The 14266-nt window shown below is 64.3% G+C and carries 15 protein-coding genes; 8 read left to right on the forward strand and 7 right to left on the reverse strand.

Features of this window, described 5'->3' with window-relative positions:
- Window positions 1-24 precede the first annotated feature (24 nt).
- Genes I6F31_RS24650 through I6F31_RS24655 form a run of 3 tightly spaced genes read left to right on the forward strand, consistent with a single transcriptional unit; the run spans window position 25 to window position 3748 of the window.
- Complete coding sequence (locus I6F31_RS24650) at window positions 25-864, forward strand: ABC transporter substrate-binding protein (protein WP_346656499.1); 840 nt, start codon at window positions 25-27, stop codon at window positions 862-864.
- The gene (locus I6F31_RS36545) at window positions 816-1058 is read left to right on the forward strand and encodes an ABC transporter substrate binding protein (RefSeq protein ID WP_346656500.1); all 243 of its coding nucleotides are present in this window, start codon (window positions 816-818) and stop codon (window positions 1056-1058) included. The genes I6F31_RS24650 and I6F31_RS36545 overlap by 49 nt, the downstream gene beginning before the upstream one ends.
- Entirely contained in the window at window positions 1055-3748 is a 2694-nt protein-coding gene (locus I6F31_RS24655; RefSeq protein ID WP_225186248.1) for a hybrid sensor histidine kinase/response regulator, read from the forward strand. The genes I6F31_RS36545 and I6F31_RS24655 overlap by 4 nt, the downstream gene beginning before the upstream one ends.
- Window positions 3749-3936: 188 nt before the next feature.
- On the opposite strand, the gene I6F31_RS24660 is transcribed toward I6F31_RS24655, so the two are convergent.
- Together I6F31_RS24660 and I6F31_RS24665 are read right to left on the reverse strand one after the other, a co-directional pair.
- The gene (locus tag I6F31_RS24660) at window positions 3937-4413 is read right to left on the reverse strand and encodes a hypothetical protein (protein ID WP_036005431.1); all 477 of its coding nucleotides are present in this window, start codon (window positions 4411-4413) and stop codon (window positions 3937-3939) included.
- Window positions 4414-4822: 409 nt separating this feature from the next.
- Window positions 4823-5752, reverse strand: a complete 930-nt coding sequence (locus I6F31_RS24665) for a LysR family transcriptional regulator (protein ID WP_036005433.1) — start codon at window positions 5750-5752, stop codon at window positions 4823-4825.
- Between the two features lie 128 nt (window positions 5753-5880).
- Between I6F31_RS24665 and I6F31_RS24670 the strand changes: the two genes are divergently transcribed.
- The gene (locus tag I6F31_RS24670) at window positions 5881-6819 is read left to right on the forward strand and encodes a ring-cleaving dioxygenase (RefSeq protein ID WP_225186249.1); all 939 of its coding nucleotides are present in this window, start codon (window positions 5881-5883) and stop codon (window positions 6817-6819) included.
- Window positions 6816-7442, forward strand: coding sequence for an alpha/beta hydrolase (locus I6F31_RS24675; RefSeq protein ID WP_225186250.1), 627 nt, complete (start codon window positions 6816-6818; stop codon window positions 7440-7442). The genes I6F31_RS24670 and I6F31_RS24675 overlap by 4 nt, the downstream gene beginning before the upstream one ends.
- 40 nt (window positions 7443-7482) lie before the next feature.
- On the opposite strand, the gene I6F31_RS24680 is transcribed toward I6F31_RS24675, so the two are convergent.
- A complete protein-coding gene (locus tag I6F31_RS24680; protein ID WP_225128897.1) occupies window positions 7483-8457 on the reverse strand; it encodes a magnesium transporter CorA family protein in 975 nt (324 codons plus the stop codon).
- A 193-nt stretch (window positions 8458-8650) separates the two neighbouring features.
- Here I6F31_RS24680 and I6F31_RS24685 point away from each other — a divergent pair, with 193 nt between their 5' ends.
- The gene (locus tag I6F31_RS24685; RefSeq protein ID WP_225186251.1) at window positions 8651-9562 is read left to right on the forward strand and encodes an arginase family protein; all 912 of its coding nucleotides are present in this window, start codon (window positions 8651-8653) and stop codon (window positions 9560-9562) included.
- A gap of 220 nt (window positions 9563-9782) precedes the next feature.
- Here the strand turns inward: I6F31_RS24685 and I6F31_RS24690 are convergent, their stop codons facing one another.
- The 3 genes from I6F31_RS24690 to styA form a co-directional block, all read right to left on the reverse strand.
- On the reverse strand, window positions 9783-10310 hold the full coding sequence (locus I6F31_RS24690) for a flavin reductase family protein (RefSeq protein WP_225186252.1): 528 nt from the start codon (window positions 10308-10310) through the stop codon (window positions 9783-9785).
- The gene (locus I6F31_RS24695; RefSeq protein ID WP_225186253.1) at window positions 10310-10612 is read right to left on the reverse strand and encodes an EthD family reductase; all 303 of its coding nucleotides are present in this window, start codon (window positions 10610-10612) and stop codon (window positions 10310-10312) included. The genes I6F31_RS24690 and I6F31_RS24695 overlap by 1 nt, the downstream gene beginning before the upstream one ends.
- Window positions 10613-10682: 70 nt before the next feature.
- The gene (gene styA / locus I6F31_RS24700; protein WP_225186254.1) at window positions 10683-11933 is read right to left on the reverse strand and encodes a styrene monooxygenase subunit StyA; all 1251 of its coding nucleotides are present in this window, start codon (window positions 11931-11933) and stop codon (window positions 10683-10685) included.
- A 92-nt stretch (window positions 11934-12025) separates the two neighbouring features.
- Here styA and I6F31_RS24705 point away from each other — a divergent pair, with 92 nt between their 5' ends.
- Entirely contained in the window at window positions 12026-12982 is a 957-nt protein-coding gene (locus I6F31_RS24705) for a LysR family transcriptional regulator (RefSeq protein ID WP_225186255.1), read from the forward strand.
- A 404-nt stretch (window positions 12983-13386) separates the two neighbouring features.
- Complete coding sequence (locus I6F31_RS24710; RefSeq protein WP_225186256.1) at window positions 13387-13629, forward strand: hypothetical protein; 243 nt, start codon at window positions 13387-13389, stop codon at window positions 13627-13629.
- Between the two features lie 136 nt (window positions 13630-13765).
- On the opposite strand, the gene I6F31_RS24715 is transcribed toward I6F31_RS24710, so the two are convergent.
- Window positions 13766-14152 (reverse strand): nuclear transport factor 2 family protein, encoded by a 387-nt coding sequence (locus I6F31_RS24715; protein WP_036035076.1) that lies wholly within the window; start codon window positions 14150-14152, stop codon window positions 13766-13768.
- Between the last annotated feature and the right edge of the window lie 114 nt (window positions 14153-14266).

Raw genomic sequence — 14266 nt, forward strand, 5'->3', positions numbered from 1 at the left:
CAAGGCGATCGTGCAACGTAGTCCATGACGGGGCGATCTTTCGTTTCCTCGGCGGTCAATCGCCGCGGCTTCATTCGCCTCGCGACTGCATCGGTCGCGGGATGGATCGCGCTCGGCGCAACGCCGGATCGTATGCGGATCGTCGCCTCGCTCACCGCATTGCCGCTCGACGACGAGCTGACCAGACGCGGCATGATCGACAGCGCGAGCTCTCGCCTGGGCAACCTCGTCGCCGGCTTGCGGCAGCGCGGCTGGGTCGAAGGCGTCAACTTCCGCCTCGAGCTCCGTTCCACCTTCGGCGCGCCGGACCGGCTGAAGATGGCCGTCCAGGAATTGCTCGACCTCAAGCCGGACGTGATCCTGACGGGGTCGACGATCGAGACCGCCGCCGTCCTTGCCGCCACCAAGACCATCCCGGTCGTGTTTGCGACCGCGAACGATCCGGTCGGCAACGGCTTCGTCGAAAGCCTCGCGCATCCCCGCGGCAACGCCACCGGCTTCACCAACAGCAGCGCCGAGATGGGCGGCAAATGGCTCCAGCTGATCCGCGAGGCCGTGCCCGACGTCGCGCGCGTCGGCATCCTGTTCAACCCCGCGACCACGCCGCGCGGCGGACGCTTCTTCCTCGAATCGATCGAGCAGGAGGCTGCCGCATCCGGCGTCTCCGTGATCCCCGCGCCCGTCAACGCGCCCGCGGAGATCGACGACGCCGTCAAGCGCTTTTCCGAACTGCCCAAGGCGGCGATGGTCGCGCTGGTCGACAGCTTCCTCGGGTCAACCGCAAGGCGGTGGTCGCGGCCGCCGCCAAATACCGCGTGCCCACGATCTATCCGTTCCATTACTTCATCGATGCCGGCGGGCTGATGAGTTACGGCCCAACGCTCGAGGTGCGCTCGGCCGATTACGTCGACCTGATCCTGCGCGGCACCAAGCCCGGCGACCTTCCAGTGCAATCGCCGCGCAAATACGAGCTGTTGATCAACCGCACGGTCGCCCGCTCGTTCGGCTTGACGATCCCGTTCACGCTGCTCGCGCGCGCCGACGAGATCCGCGAGTGAACGATCCCGGCGACCAGGAACCTTCGCGCACGCCTTCCGGCCGGCTGTTCAGGAAATATCTCTACTCGATCGTCGCCCTCGCCTTCGCCGCGCTCGCCATCAACACCAGCTTCGACGTCTGGTTCTCCTATCGCGAGCAGAAGCAGCTGCTGGCGGCGACCCAGCGCGAACAGGCCGCCTCCGCAGCGATTCAGATCGGCCAGTTCATCGGCCAGATCGAGGACCAGATCAGGTGGCTCGCGCGCCTGCCGCCGGAGCTGTCGACCCACGAGGACGAGCGGCTGAACGCCATCCGCCTCCTGCGCCTCTCGCCTGCGATCGCGGAGATCGCCCAGCTCAATTCGGAAGGCCGCGAGCAGCTGCGCGTATCGCGCCGGATCGCCGACAAGGTCGGCAGCAACGCCGATCTCTCCGCTTCAGCCGCCTTCCGCGGTGCCAATGACAGCCGGGCCTATTACGGTCCCGTCTATTTCTTCGGCGACACCGAGCCCTTCATGACGCTCGCCACGCGCGGCACCGGGCGCGCTCCCGATGTGATCGTCGCCGAGGTCAATCTGCGCTTCATCTGGGACCTCGTCACGGGAATCAGGGTCGGCAACACCGGCAAGGCCTATGTCGTCGACCGCATGGGCGTGTTGATCGCGCATCCCGATTTATGGCGGGCGCTCCAGCGCAGCGATCTCTCCGGCCATGCCGACGTCCGCGCCGCGCTCGACGGCATCGGGCCGCCTTCGGGCGGCCTCGTCAAGGAGGATCTCTCCGGCCAGCGCGTGCTGTCGACCTATGCGACCGTGCCCTCGCTCGGCTGGCTGGTGTTCGTCGAGCTGCCGCTTACCGAAGCCTACGCGCCGATCTATGCCTCGATCGGCCGCTCGACCTTCCTGCTCGTGATCCTGCTCGCCTGCGCGGTGCTGGTCTCGCTCATTCTCAGCCGGCGCATGACCGTGCCGATCCAGCTGCTGACCCAAGGAGCCAGGCGGATCGGCAGCGGCGACCTCAACTCGCGACTCGCGATCAAGACCGGCGACGAGCTGGAGGCGCTCGGCGAGCAGTTCAACCGCATGGCGGCGCATTTGCGCGAATCCTACGCCACACTCGAGCGCAAGGTGATCGAGCGCACCTCCGAGCTGGAGAAGGCCCGCGACCACGCGCTCGCCGAGCACGACGCCGCCGAGCGCGCGCGCAGCGCGGCGGTGGCGGCCAACGAGACCAAGTCGCGCTTCCTCGCCGTCGTCAGCCACGAGCTGCGCACGCCGCTCAACGGCGTCATGGGCGTGCTGCAACTCTTGGACGACGGCAGCCTCAGCGAGGCCCAGCGCCGCCATCTCGCCACCGCAGCGGCGTCGGGCGAAACGCTGATCGCGCTGGTCGATGCGGTGCTGGAATATGCGCGCCTCGAGGCCAGCACGGAAATGCTGGAGACGCGCGACTTCCGTCTCGACCAGCTCATCGAAGCCGCCGGCGACCTGATGCGTCCGCAAGCCCTCGACAAGGGCCTGAGCTTCGATCTCGCCTGCGATGACACGGTCGACACCGCCGCGCATGGCGATCCCGTCAGGCTCAACCGCATCCTGCTCAACCTGATCGGCAATGCGATCAAGTTCACCCCGAGCGGCGGCATCGGCGTGAGCGCGGCAACCGAGCGGCGCGGCGATCACCTCCTGCTGCGCATCATCGTGCGCGACACCGGCATCGGCATCGAGCCCGAGCTGCACGAGCGGATTTTCGAGGATTTCGTCCAGGCCGACGACAGCATCGCGCGTCGCTTCGGCGGCACCGGCCTCGGCCTTGCGATCGCGCGCCGTCTCACCCGCCTGATGCGCGGCGAGCTCAAGGTCGAGAGCGCGCCCGGCGCGGGCAGCACGTTCACGCTCGAAGTGCCGCTCGGGCTTGCCGGAAGCAGCGTGGCGCAAGGCGCGCTTGCGCCGCCGTCGCGGCAGCTCCGCGTGCTCCTGGTCGACGATGACCCCGTCAATTGCGAGGTCGGCGCAGCGATCCTGCACCGGCTCGGCCACCACACGACGATCGCCAGGAACGGCGCCGCAGCCGTCGAGCTCGCCCGCGATCAGGCCTTCGACGTCATCCTGATGGATCTGCACATGCCCGACATGGACGGCGTGGAGGCGGCCTTCCGGATCGGCGAGCTCGGACTTGCCAAGATGCCGCGCCTCATCGCCGTGACCGCCGACGTCTCCGGCCGCGCCCGCGATCGGCTTGCCGGCGCCGACATCGCCAAGGTCGTCAGCAAGCCGATCCTGGTCAACGCGCTGCGCGAGGCGATCGAGGATGATCTGGTGGCCGAGCCGGCAGTCGCGCAACGCCCGGCGACCGAACTGATCGATCGGCCTTTCCTCGACGACCAGCGGGAGCTGCTGGGCGCCGCGCAAATCGACAAGCTCCAGCAGCTTCTCCAGCAGACGGGAGAACGATTGATCCACGACATCGCCGACGCCGCGGCGGCGGGCGATCACAAGCACCTCGCACGATCCGCGCATCAACTTGGCAGCGCGGCAAGTGCGCTCGGCCTCGTCCGCCTGTTCGAGCGCAGCCGCGACGTCGAGCTGGCGGCACCCGCGATGTCACCTGCCGAACTCGATAGTGCCGCACGCGAACTCGCCGAGATTCGGCAGGCGTCGATGCAAGCGCTGAATGATCTGCTTGAACCTGCCGGACAGCAATCTGTCAGCTAGATTTGCGCAGGTCGGAGCTCCCAAGCGTTCTCTCCTGCGGCACCAGCGGCTGGCCAAGCGGAAAGATCAATCCCACGACTCCAGCCGGTTCTTCAGCAGGTCGCCCGGCCGGCGCTGTGTTTCCGGCCGGGGCAGCGCGCCCCCCAAGAGATCAACTACCTTCGTGCGGGACCTGTTAGCATTCGCTATCACGAGCCCGAAGTTTTAACGACCAGCTTTATGTTGAGCAGGTTGACACCCTTGAATGGGTTCGGCGCGCTTTCGATGGTTCCCGTACCCGTTGCATTCGCGTAGGCACCAGTGCCCGACAGAATCGTGTATTCGCCCGTCGATTTGCCGTCTTTGGCCGATCCGGTGTAGCGCGCCGTAATCGAGCCTTCCTCGAACGTGTAAGTGCTATAGCCGAAGAAGGGGCCAGACCCTTTGAGCTGGTCCGAACTATTGACGAACTCTTTCACGCCGATACGGCCATCGCTGAAGACGGCCACTCCGAAGAATTTCCCGGACACGACCGTCTGTCCTTCAACATTTGCGGCCTCTATGACCTTGAGGTCGAGCGGCTTGGTGACGAGCTTGAACTCGAGCACCCGCTCACCGGCTACGGCGGTTGACGCCGCGACGGCCAATGCCACACCAGAAAGGAAAAAGGTGAGAGACTTCCGCATAGCTTCCTCCTGCGCTTGTTGAAACCAAGTCGAGAAGTGCGGGCGACTCATCGAGCCAGGCTCTTCGCGGTGGCACGGAAGAGAGCCCTCGGCAACGCCCGACAGCGGCTGAACTCTCTCTGTCCTGAGGCGAAGTCGGGACGCGAATATGAGTCCCAAGCCACGGGAAGAAAGTTCAAGTCTCCGTTGCGATATAATCTTATCCAGCCACTGCGCGGGACTCTCAGCAGAGGCACAATCATCATGGCCTCTGCTGGTTGCCGGACTTCATCTTATCATTCGCGCAAGAGTAATTCCGAGGAATCACTGTCAACAACGCTGACAATGGGAGAACCCATGCCACTCGCAATTTCAGCGGCAGAGTCCCTAGACTGGCGCTGCGAGCCGTTGCCCCGGCAGATTCGTGGCTTCACGACCCAGCCTCCGCACGTCTGCGCCCGCCAACTTCCTCATCCTCCCGCCCGAAACGCTCCACCAGAAAATCGATGAACAGCCGCACCTTCACCGACAGATGCCGCGTCGGCGGATACACCGCATAGAGCGCAAGCGGCGGCGCGGAATAATCATCCAGCACTGTCCGCAACTCGCCTTTCCGCAACGCATCGGCCGCAATGAACTCCGGCAGCAGCGCCAGTCCCCTGCCCTTGATGGCGACATCGCGCAGCACCTCGGCATTGTTGACGCAGAGTGACCAGGCCGGCTGGATCCAGTGGTCGCCGTCGCGGCCGGTGAGCTTCCACTGATTACCCGTGAGCAGGAAGCCGTAGGTCAGCGAAGCATGCTCGCGCAGATCCTGCGGATGCTTCGGCGTGCCGTGCCGGGCGAGATAATCCGGCGACGCGCAGATCATGCGCGCCACCGGCATGATCTTGCGCGCGATCAGGCTCGACGATTCCAGCTCCGCGATCCGCAACGTGACGTCAAAGCCGTCCTGCACGGGATCGAGCAGATCGTCGCTGAGCACGATCTGGAGCTGCAGCTCCGGGAAGCGCGCCATGAAATCGGCGAGGACCGGCCCGAGCCGCATCGTGCCGAACGACATCGGCGCGTTGACGCGGAGCAGTCCCCGCGGCGCCGATTGCGCCTGCGTCACCGCCTGGTCCGCCGCTTCGATCTCCGAGAGGATCACGACCGCGCGCTCGAAATAGCGCTGGCCGTTCTCGGTCGGGCTGGCGTGCCTTGTGGTGCGGTTCAGAAGCTGGACCCCGAGGCTCTCCTCGAGGTCGGCGATGTATTTGCTGATCGCCGAGCGCGACAGCCGCAGCTGCCGGCCGGCCTCGGCAAAGCTGCCGCTTTCCACCACTTTCACGAAGGCCCGGAGGCTGCCGAGCTTATCCAAGGGATCGCCCCGTCGACTGTTTCCAAATCGTAGACATAGCCGTCATATTTGCATGGATTGTCTCCAATCCAAAGCGGAACGATATTTCCGGCCAGAGCAAGACCGCTCCCCGAATCTGGAGGACGACAATGTCTGGACTGCACCATGTCACCGCGATCGCTGGCGATCCCATCCGCAATTTCGGCTTCTACACGCGGGATCTTGGCCTGCGCTTCGTCAAGAAGACGGTCAATTTCGACGATCCCGGCACCTACCATTTCTATTACGGCGACGAGACCGGCCGCCCCGGCACCATCCTGACCTTCTTTCCGTGGGCGGGCGTCTCGGCCGGGCGCCGCGGCGTCGGCGAGACCCATCAGACCGCCTTCCGCGTGCCGCAGCGCTCGCTCGGCTATTGGACCCAGCGCTTTACTGAGAAGGGCATCGCGTATGAGGCGTTGGAGAAGCGCTTCGGCGAGTCCGTGCTGCCGTTCACCGATCCCGATGGCATGGCGCTCGCGCTGGTCGGCATTCCCGGCGCCGAGAATGAGCCCGGCTGGAGCAATGGCGACGTGCCGGCCGAGCATGCGATCCGCGGCTTCCACGGCGTGACCCTGCTGCTCGACAGCGCAGCGAAGACGGCGGCCATCCTCACCGACGTGTTCGGCTTCAAGGAGAGCGGGCGTGAGGGCTCGGTGATCCGCTTCAAGGCACCCGGCGACGCCGAGGGCAGGGTCGTCGACATCTACGAGGCCAAGGGCTTCCTGCGGGGCCATCAGGGCGGCGGCTCGGTGCATCACATCGCCTTCCGCGCGGCTGACGATGCCGAGCAGGGCCAGATGGCCGAGAGGCTCGTGAGCAATCACGGCCTGCACCCGACCGAGCAGCGCGACCGCAACTACTTCCGCTCGATCTACTTCCGCGAGCCCGGCGGCGTGCTGTTCGAGATCGCGACCGACATCCCCGGCTTCGCGGTCGACGAGCCCGTGGCGAGCCTCGGGCGCGAGCTGAAGCTGCCTGCTTTCCTCGAACCGCACCGCAAGCAGATCGAGGGCGTTCTGCCGAATCTGGAAGAGACCGCGTCATGACCGAGACTGCATTCATCCATCGTTTCGAGCCCGCAGGCGACGCGGGCTCTCCACCTCTGCTGCTGCTGCACGGCACCGGCGGCGACGAGAACGACCTGCTCGGCCTCGGCCAGATGATCTCGCCCGGCTCTGCCCTGCTTTCGCCGCGCGGCCGCGTGCTCGAGCACGGCATGCCGCGCTTCTTCCGCCGTCTCGCCGAAGGCGTGTTCGACGAGGAGGACGTAGCTCGCCGCGCGAACGAGCTCGGCGACTTCGTCGCGGAGGCGCGGCAACGCTACGGCCTCGCCGCGCCGATCGCAGTCGGATTCTCCAACGGCGCCAACATCGCCGCGGCGCTGTTGCTGCTGCAGCCGGACGTGCTTGCCGGCGCGATCCTGCTGCGCGCGATGGTGCCGTTGTCGGATCCGCCCAAGGCTGCGCTCGGCGGCAAGCCGGTGATGCTGTTGTCCGGTCAGGCCGACCCGATCGTGCCGGCGAGCAATTCGGCACGGCTCGCCGCACTGCTGTCGCAGGCAGGTGCGAGCGTCACCCACAAGGTGCTGCCGGCAGGCCATCAATTGTCGCATACTGACGTAACGCTCGCCCGCGACTGGATCAGCAAGGCGGACGCCAAGGCCGCATGATCGAGCAGCGGCGCATCGTTTGAACGATGCGCCGCTGCCATCACTCGAACCAGCCGCGCCGCTTGAACCAGATCAGCGGCAACAGGCCACTGGCGATGATTGCGAGCCAGGCCAGCGGATAGCCGAAGCTCCAGTCCAATTCGGGCATGTGCTTGAAGTTCATGCCCCAGATGCCGACCATGATGGTCGGCGGCACGCCGACGACTGAGACGATCGTCAGGATCTTGAACAGCTCGTTCTGCTGGATGTTGATGAAGCCGAGCACGGCATCGAGCAGCAGCTGGATCTTGTCCGACAATCGCGTCTCGTAATCGCTGAGCGAGACGACGTCCTTGGACACGGCTTCCAGACGCTTCTTCGAGGATGCCGTGATCCACTCGCTGCCGACGTCGCCGGCAAACGCGGCAACGCGGCCCACCCCGAGCAGGACATCGCGCGCCTTGGCGAGCCGGTCGGCCAGCTCGCCGACAGTCTCCAGGGCCTCCCGCATCCTGCGGCTGGAGCGCACCGGGCGCTGGGTGCGCACCAGCCCGCCCCTAAAGACACCGCGCGAGAGCTGGTCGACCTTGCCGCCGAGATGCTCCAGGACATCGGCGCCGCGATCGATCATGGCCTCGAGCAGGCTGACGAACACGCACATGCCGTTCTCCAGGCTGTCATCGGAGCCGATGCGCTTGCCGATGTCGTCGAAGATCGGCAGCTCTGCGAAGCGCACCGTCACCAGCACATGCGGACCGATGACGAAGCCCACCGGCGTGATCTCGGCCTCGTCGGCCTCGGTGACCCGGACCGCGGGCGAACTGAGATAGAGCGTGCCGTGGTCGAAGATCAGGCGGCTCGACGCCTCGATCTCGCTGAGCGAGTCTTCCGAGGGAATGCGGATGCCGAGCAGCCGCTCGACGAACTGCTTTTCCTCGTCGGTACCGTTTAGAAGATCGGCCCAGATGACCTCCGTGGGCATTTCCGCGCCGATGCCGTGCCAGTCGTCGGACGGCCACCTGTAAAGTCTGAGCAAGAACCGAACTCCGTGGCCGCATCGTCATGCCGGATGGCGCCGCCGACTAACGCATGAGAGTTCCAGACGTTCAAGACCCTCCAAGTGACAGCGGCATTCCAGGGGACATCGAGATACCGACCCGGAACACGGTCGAGCGATGCACGTTGACGGACGCGCGGGTGATCCATGGATACGCGTAGTGCATCCCGACATGACGACATTCCTAGGTGTTGAGGCCTGCGACCTGACCGCCCCACCGCCGGCGGCTGACGCGATCCTGTTCGGCGCGTCGGATGCCACCCCGTACCTCGCAGGTCAGACCAGCCATGCCGCAAGAGCGCCCGACGTCATCCGTCGCGCGCTGCGTCACTATGAGAGCGATCTCACCCGCTGGGATTTCGATCAGGACGCCGAGCTGCTCGATCCGAGCAAAATGAGGGTCTTGGACGGTGGAAACGTCCCGACCGACCCAATGACGCCGGAGAGCAACCGTGATGCCATCAGAGCAGCCACGCAGGCCGTCCTTTCGGTCGGCGCCGTTCCGATCCTCCTGGGCGGTGATGATTCCGTCCCCATTCCTTTCTTCGAGGCGTTCCAGGACTGCAAGGGACTGACAGTCGTGCAGATCGACGCCCACCTTGATTGGCGGGATCAGCGCAACGGATCGGGCTATACCTTCTCCAGCACGATGCGGCGCGCCAGCGAATTGCCCTGGGTCAAGCGCATCGTGCAGGTCGGCTTGCGCGGCATCGGCGGCTCCGGTCGCGCCGAATTCGACGATGCAAAGGCGTGGGGCGCGAAGATCTTCACGGCAAGACATGTCCAGCATCACGGGATCGCAAGCGTGCTCGACGCGATCGAGGATGACGGCGAGTGCCTGATGACCATCGATTGCGACGGTCTCGATCCATCGGTCATCCCCGGCGTGCTCGTCCCGCAGCCGGGCGGCCTGTCCTATTTCGACATGGTCGATCTCATACGGCGCGTCGCGGCAAAGTCCAGAATAGTCGGCCTGGACATCGTCGAATTCGTTCCCGAGCGCGACGTGCAGAATCTTGGAGCGATTGCGGTCGCGCGGATCATCTGCAATGCGCTGGGTTGCGTTCGCAAGCGGAAGGTATAATTGCTACGGCATCTGAATCGTGGCGGCGATCGGTGCGCACGCCTCGTCCTTCGAGACGGCGCTAACGCGCCTCCTCAGGATGAGGCTCATCAGCATCAGTGCCCGTTGAAACTGCTTCCGCGCATTCGATCCTCATCCTGAGGAGCCCGCCCAAAGCGGGCGTCTCGAAGGATGGCCGCAGCGAAAGCGCCCAAATGCTTCTGGCGCAACAACAGAGGTCTCAAGTCCACCATCCCTCACCCGGATAGGCAACACTCTCCGCGGAAGAGATTTCCATCCCCACGCCCCTTCGAAGACGGCTGGCGTAGAATGCGAGAGGCGTCCCTTCATTGTGCCGGCACCAGCGCACCTCGCCGATGAAGAGCGTGTGGTCGGCGATATCGATCGATTGGACCACATCGCAGGCGAACTGCGCGATGGCCTGCGGGAGCACGAAAAATCCCTGGCGAGGGACGAGTGGCGGAGCGTCGCGCAACGAAGGCCTTCCGGCAAAGTGCGCGCAGAGCGCAGCGTCTTCCGCATGCAGGACGTTGACCGAATAGACGCCGGACCTGGCGACAGCCTGCCACGTCCGCCCGTGCATGAGAGAGACAAGCACCGTCGGCGGATTCGCCGAGACGGTCGTGAAGCTGTTGGCGGTCATGCCGAGCGGCGCACCATCCTGGTCGACGGTCGCGACGACCGTAATGCCCGTTGCGAACCGCGATGCGGCCGCGCGAAAACCGGCCGGTTCGGCATGATAGCCCATTACGCGCCTTCGATCGTGAAATGGCAGAGCGTCGCCCCCTTGGGCGAATAGTTCGGCACGTCGGCTGCGACCTTCCGGCCGATGCTTGAGCCGAGCGCCGCCTCCATCGCAGCCGCGTCGGGGAAGAAGGCCTGGAAGATGCAGAAAGGCGCCTCCCCCGGTCCAAGCCGTTGGGGGAAAGCGTAATGATGACGCACCAGACCAGGCAGCGTCGCTGCCAGGGGGACGTGCTTGTCGACGTAATAGACCCTGAAGGCCGAGGGATCGTCGGGCGTCGGGTAAAGAACGGTCAGGCAGTGCATTGGTGTTCCTCTCAGACATGGTTCAGCCAACCGCCCGGGAGCGGGACTGATTCCGTATTGCGGCTCGTCGTTAGGCCGCGATCTTGCCGCAGTTATCGATCCAGGCGTGGATGCGCTTGTCGCTCGCCAGACGATCCCACTGGCGCTCCGGATAATTGAAGTTCTCGGTGAACTCGTCGCAAAGCTCCCGGTCCTGCGACATGGCGAAAATCAGCCGGCCCATGGCTTCCGAGGGCGGCTGCAGCATCATGTTGGTCCAGCGGGCCGCGGCAAGCACGCGGTTCTCGCGCGCGCGGTCGACGTCCTCGACGAAGCGCGCATCGAATGCCACCGCATCGACGATCGCCTTGCCGAGTTCGAAGGCCGCATATGAGGCCATGTTGGCGCCCTGGCCCATCAAGGGATCGACGACGGAGTGAACGTCGCCCAGGGCAATGGCGAGCTTATCGCCGTCGAAAGCCACCCAGGACTGCCGCACCGTTGGCACCACCGCGCCCTGCAGCAGGTCGAGCGGCTGGGCCAGCCCGAAGCGGTGCGTGTCGATCCGGTTGTAGGTGTGCGGATGATGCTTTTCAAGCTTGTCCAGAAGGGTCTGGCGGAATGCTGCCGGGCTCGCATCGTAGCTGAGCGAGACCAGGTCGGCCATGTCGCCGCCGGGAATGTTTTCCATCAGCAGCGCCGTTTTCATGCCGCCGAAGGTCAGCGTGGGAATGACGATCATCTCGCCATGGCCGGGCGAGACGGACAGGGTGACGCCGCGCGGATCGTCGCCATCCGGGCTGCCGTGATCGACGCCGTCGTACAGGCCAACGCAAAGCAGGCGCTGCGGCCGGCTGTACGGAGAGAGTTCGGGCCGGTGAGCGAACATGCGCCCGAGGGCGCCCTTGCCGGTGGAGACGACGAGAAGGTCGAAGCGCGAGACCAGCGCCGGGATGTCGTCGTCCTGAATGCTGGCATATTCGATCCGGCCGCCGCGATCCTCGAAGTCCTTCATCAGTGCCGGCAGGTAGATCCGATAATCCACCGCGCGGCTCGGCCGCTGAAATGCACCGCGGAACAGGAGCCCGCCGTCCGGGAAATTGAAGTAATGATCGTGGTGGTGATAGACCACTCCGGGATCGTCCCAGTGGTTCACCCCGAGCTCGTTCTCGCGCGCGATGGTGACGCTGTGATGCGCGACGGTGTTCATCAGCCGCGTCGCCGCATATTGCTCCGGGGCGCGATCCGTCAGCACGGTTGCCGCGATGCCCTGCTTCTGCAGGTAGAGTGCCAGATGCAGGCCGCCGATGCCGGCCCCGAGAATGCCGATCGATTTGCTCATTCGTGTCCTCCCCTGATCGCAGGAAGGCTAGACCGGACCAGCCATGCCGTATATGGAATGGTCAGAATAATATAAATTCCGGCGAGGAATGAATGGACCGGATCGAGGCGCTGCAGACCTTCATCCGGGTGATGGAGGCAGGGAGTTTCACCCAGGCCGCCGACGACCTCGGTTTGGGGCAGCCGGCGATCAGCAAGCGCATCGCGCTGCTGGAAGCCGAGTTTCGCTGCCGGCTGTTCGTGCGCACCACGCGCAAGCTGCGGCCGACCCCGGAAGCCGACCGCGTCTTGAAATACGCCAAGGACATCGTCGCGCTGCTCGAGAGTGCCGGCGCGCCGACGCAGAGCCGGGTCGGCAATCCGTCAGGGACGTTGCGGATGACGGTGCCGACGTCGTTCGGCCGCTTCTTCTTCCGTGAGATCTTCGCCGAATACACCCGCCGCTATCCTGATGTCCGGCTGGACGTCAGCTTTACGGAACAGTTTGTCGACCTCATCGAAACCGGGACCGAGCTTGCGATCCGGATCGGCAGCCTCAATTCAAGCTCGTTGGTGGCGCGCAGGGTGGGCACCATCAAACGGCTGCTGGTGGCGACGCCCGCGCTGCTTGCGCGTCATCAGGTGCCCTCGCTGCCGGATCATCTGCGCCGCATGCCCTGCGTCACCTATTCACGCCTGTCGCAGAAGAATCAGTGGACGTTCGAATCCGAAACCGGCCGTTACGTCGTGGACATCGCGCCGGCGATGACCTGCGACGATGCGGACGTGATGACGCTGGCTGCATTGGAGGGGATCGGCGTCGCCGTGCTGCCGAACTGGTGTACCGTCGAGCACATCGCGGCCGGCCGTCTCGTCCATGTGCTGCCCGACTTCGTCGTGCCGCCGCTGCCCATGCATGTCGTCTATCCCGACCCGCAATGGATGTCACACCGGGCACGACTGTTCCGCGATCTGATCATCGAGCGTGCGGACGTCTTTGCGCTCGCTGATCGCTTTCGAAACGCCGATCTCGCCCCTTCGGCAACCACGGAAACTGGCTCGTTCCGTTGAGTGTTCGGCGTCTGTAAAGGGTCACAACGCGAAGAACTCAGGTTGAGCAAACGCGGAAGTCGCGCTCATTCGATCAGCTCGTTGCGCAGATAAGTCCTTGGGCTCAGATTTCATTTCGTTAGCCCGGGCAATGTGCCAGCACGCCGGTTGATGGAAACGCGGTCGGGGATGAGAAAAAAAAGGAGCTTCCGATTTCGGCGCAGCGGAGTTGATACCGCACGGGATCAACACAGTGGTACCCTGACCTTCCGCCGCCGCTGTGGAGCCAAGTCGCTCGGGCGGGGGTCGCATGGTGGTCGGCACGAGCCGGAAAGTTCCACTCCGGCGGCCTGCCTGTGACGGCGTCCGTATAGGCAAATCGCGGAACGACGCTCCGACGTCGATTTTCGGGGAGCACACGCGTCATGGATGAAATCCTGCGTTGGGTGGCGACAGTCGGCACGATCGGCGCCGGGCTGATCCTAGCTGCCCGGGCGCGGCCACTCATTACCGGCTGGGCCTTCGTCGTACTGAGCGGTGCATCGGTGATCTGGATCGTCGTCGGCTATCTAACAGCGGAATATGCGCTGATGGTGCAAAACGCGGTGGTGACACTTATCAACGTGTTCGGCGTCTACCGATGGCTGATCTGGAAAGGAAATGTATGAAAGCGTTCTGCCTGCGCGCTCTGCCGTCCGAGCGCCAATTGTCGGCACGCAGGTTACTTCCGATTTCCGCGATGAGCCGAGAACAGAGACGCTGCCTGGACCTGCACCTCTGGGCCACATTCGGACATGTGCGTCGTTAGGCTGACGAAGGTCCTTCAACAATCTTCCAATACGAGTCCTTGCGGATCACCTCGTCCGCGCGAAAAGTGTAAAAGTCACATCCTCGGACCTCGATCTTTTTTCCTTCGCCTGTAGTGCCCGTTAGCGTCCATTTTGAAATGCCCGTGTTTGCCATCGTATCCACAAAATGCTCGGCGTCACCGTAGTGAACATCCGGTAAGCCTTCAAAGCGCGTCGCGAGCCCGTCTCGTACGTTGCGTTTGCCCTCGAAGCGAGATCCCCAAGGCTTGCTTCCCCTCGGCATCTCCAAGACACAATCGTCAGCAAAGAACTCCATGATGGAATCCAAGTCGTGCGCGTTGAACGCTTCACACAGCGCCGTCAATTTCGATCGAATGTCCATCCTTACCTCCATCGAGTTCTCGAAGGGGATACAATAGCACAAGGGCACACAGGTGAGTTGAAGCGGCCGTTTAGACGTCTGGTCGATGTCGCCTTCGGATCAAAAGCGCCGGTT

Source organism: Bradyrhizobium sp. NBAIM01 (assembly GCF_020194115.1).
GTDB lineage: Bacteria > Pseudomonadota > Alphaproteobacteria > Rhizobiales > Xanthobacteraceae > Bradyrhizobium > Bradyrhizobium yuanmingense.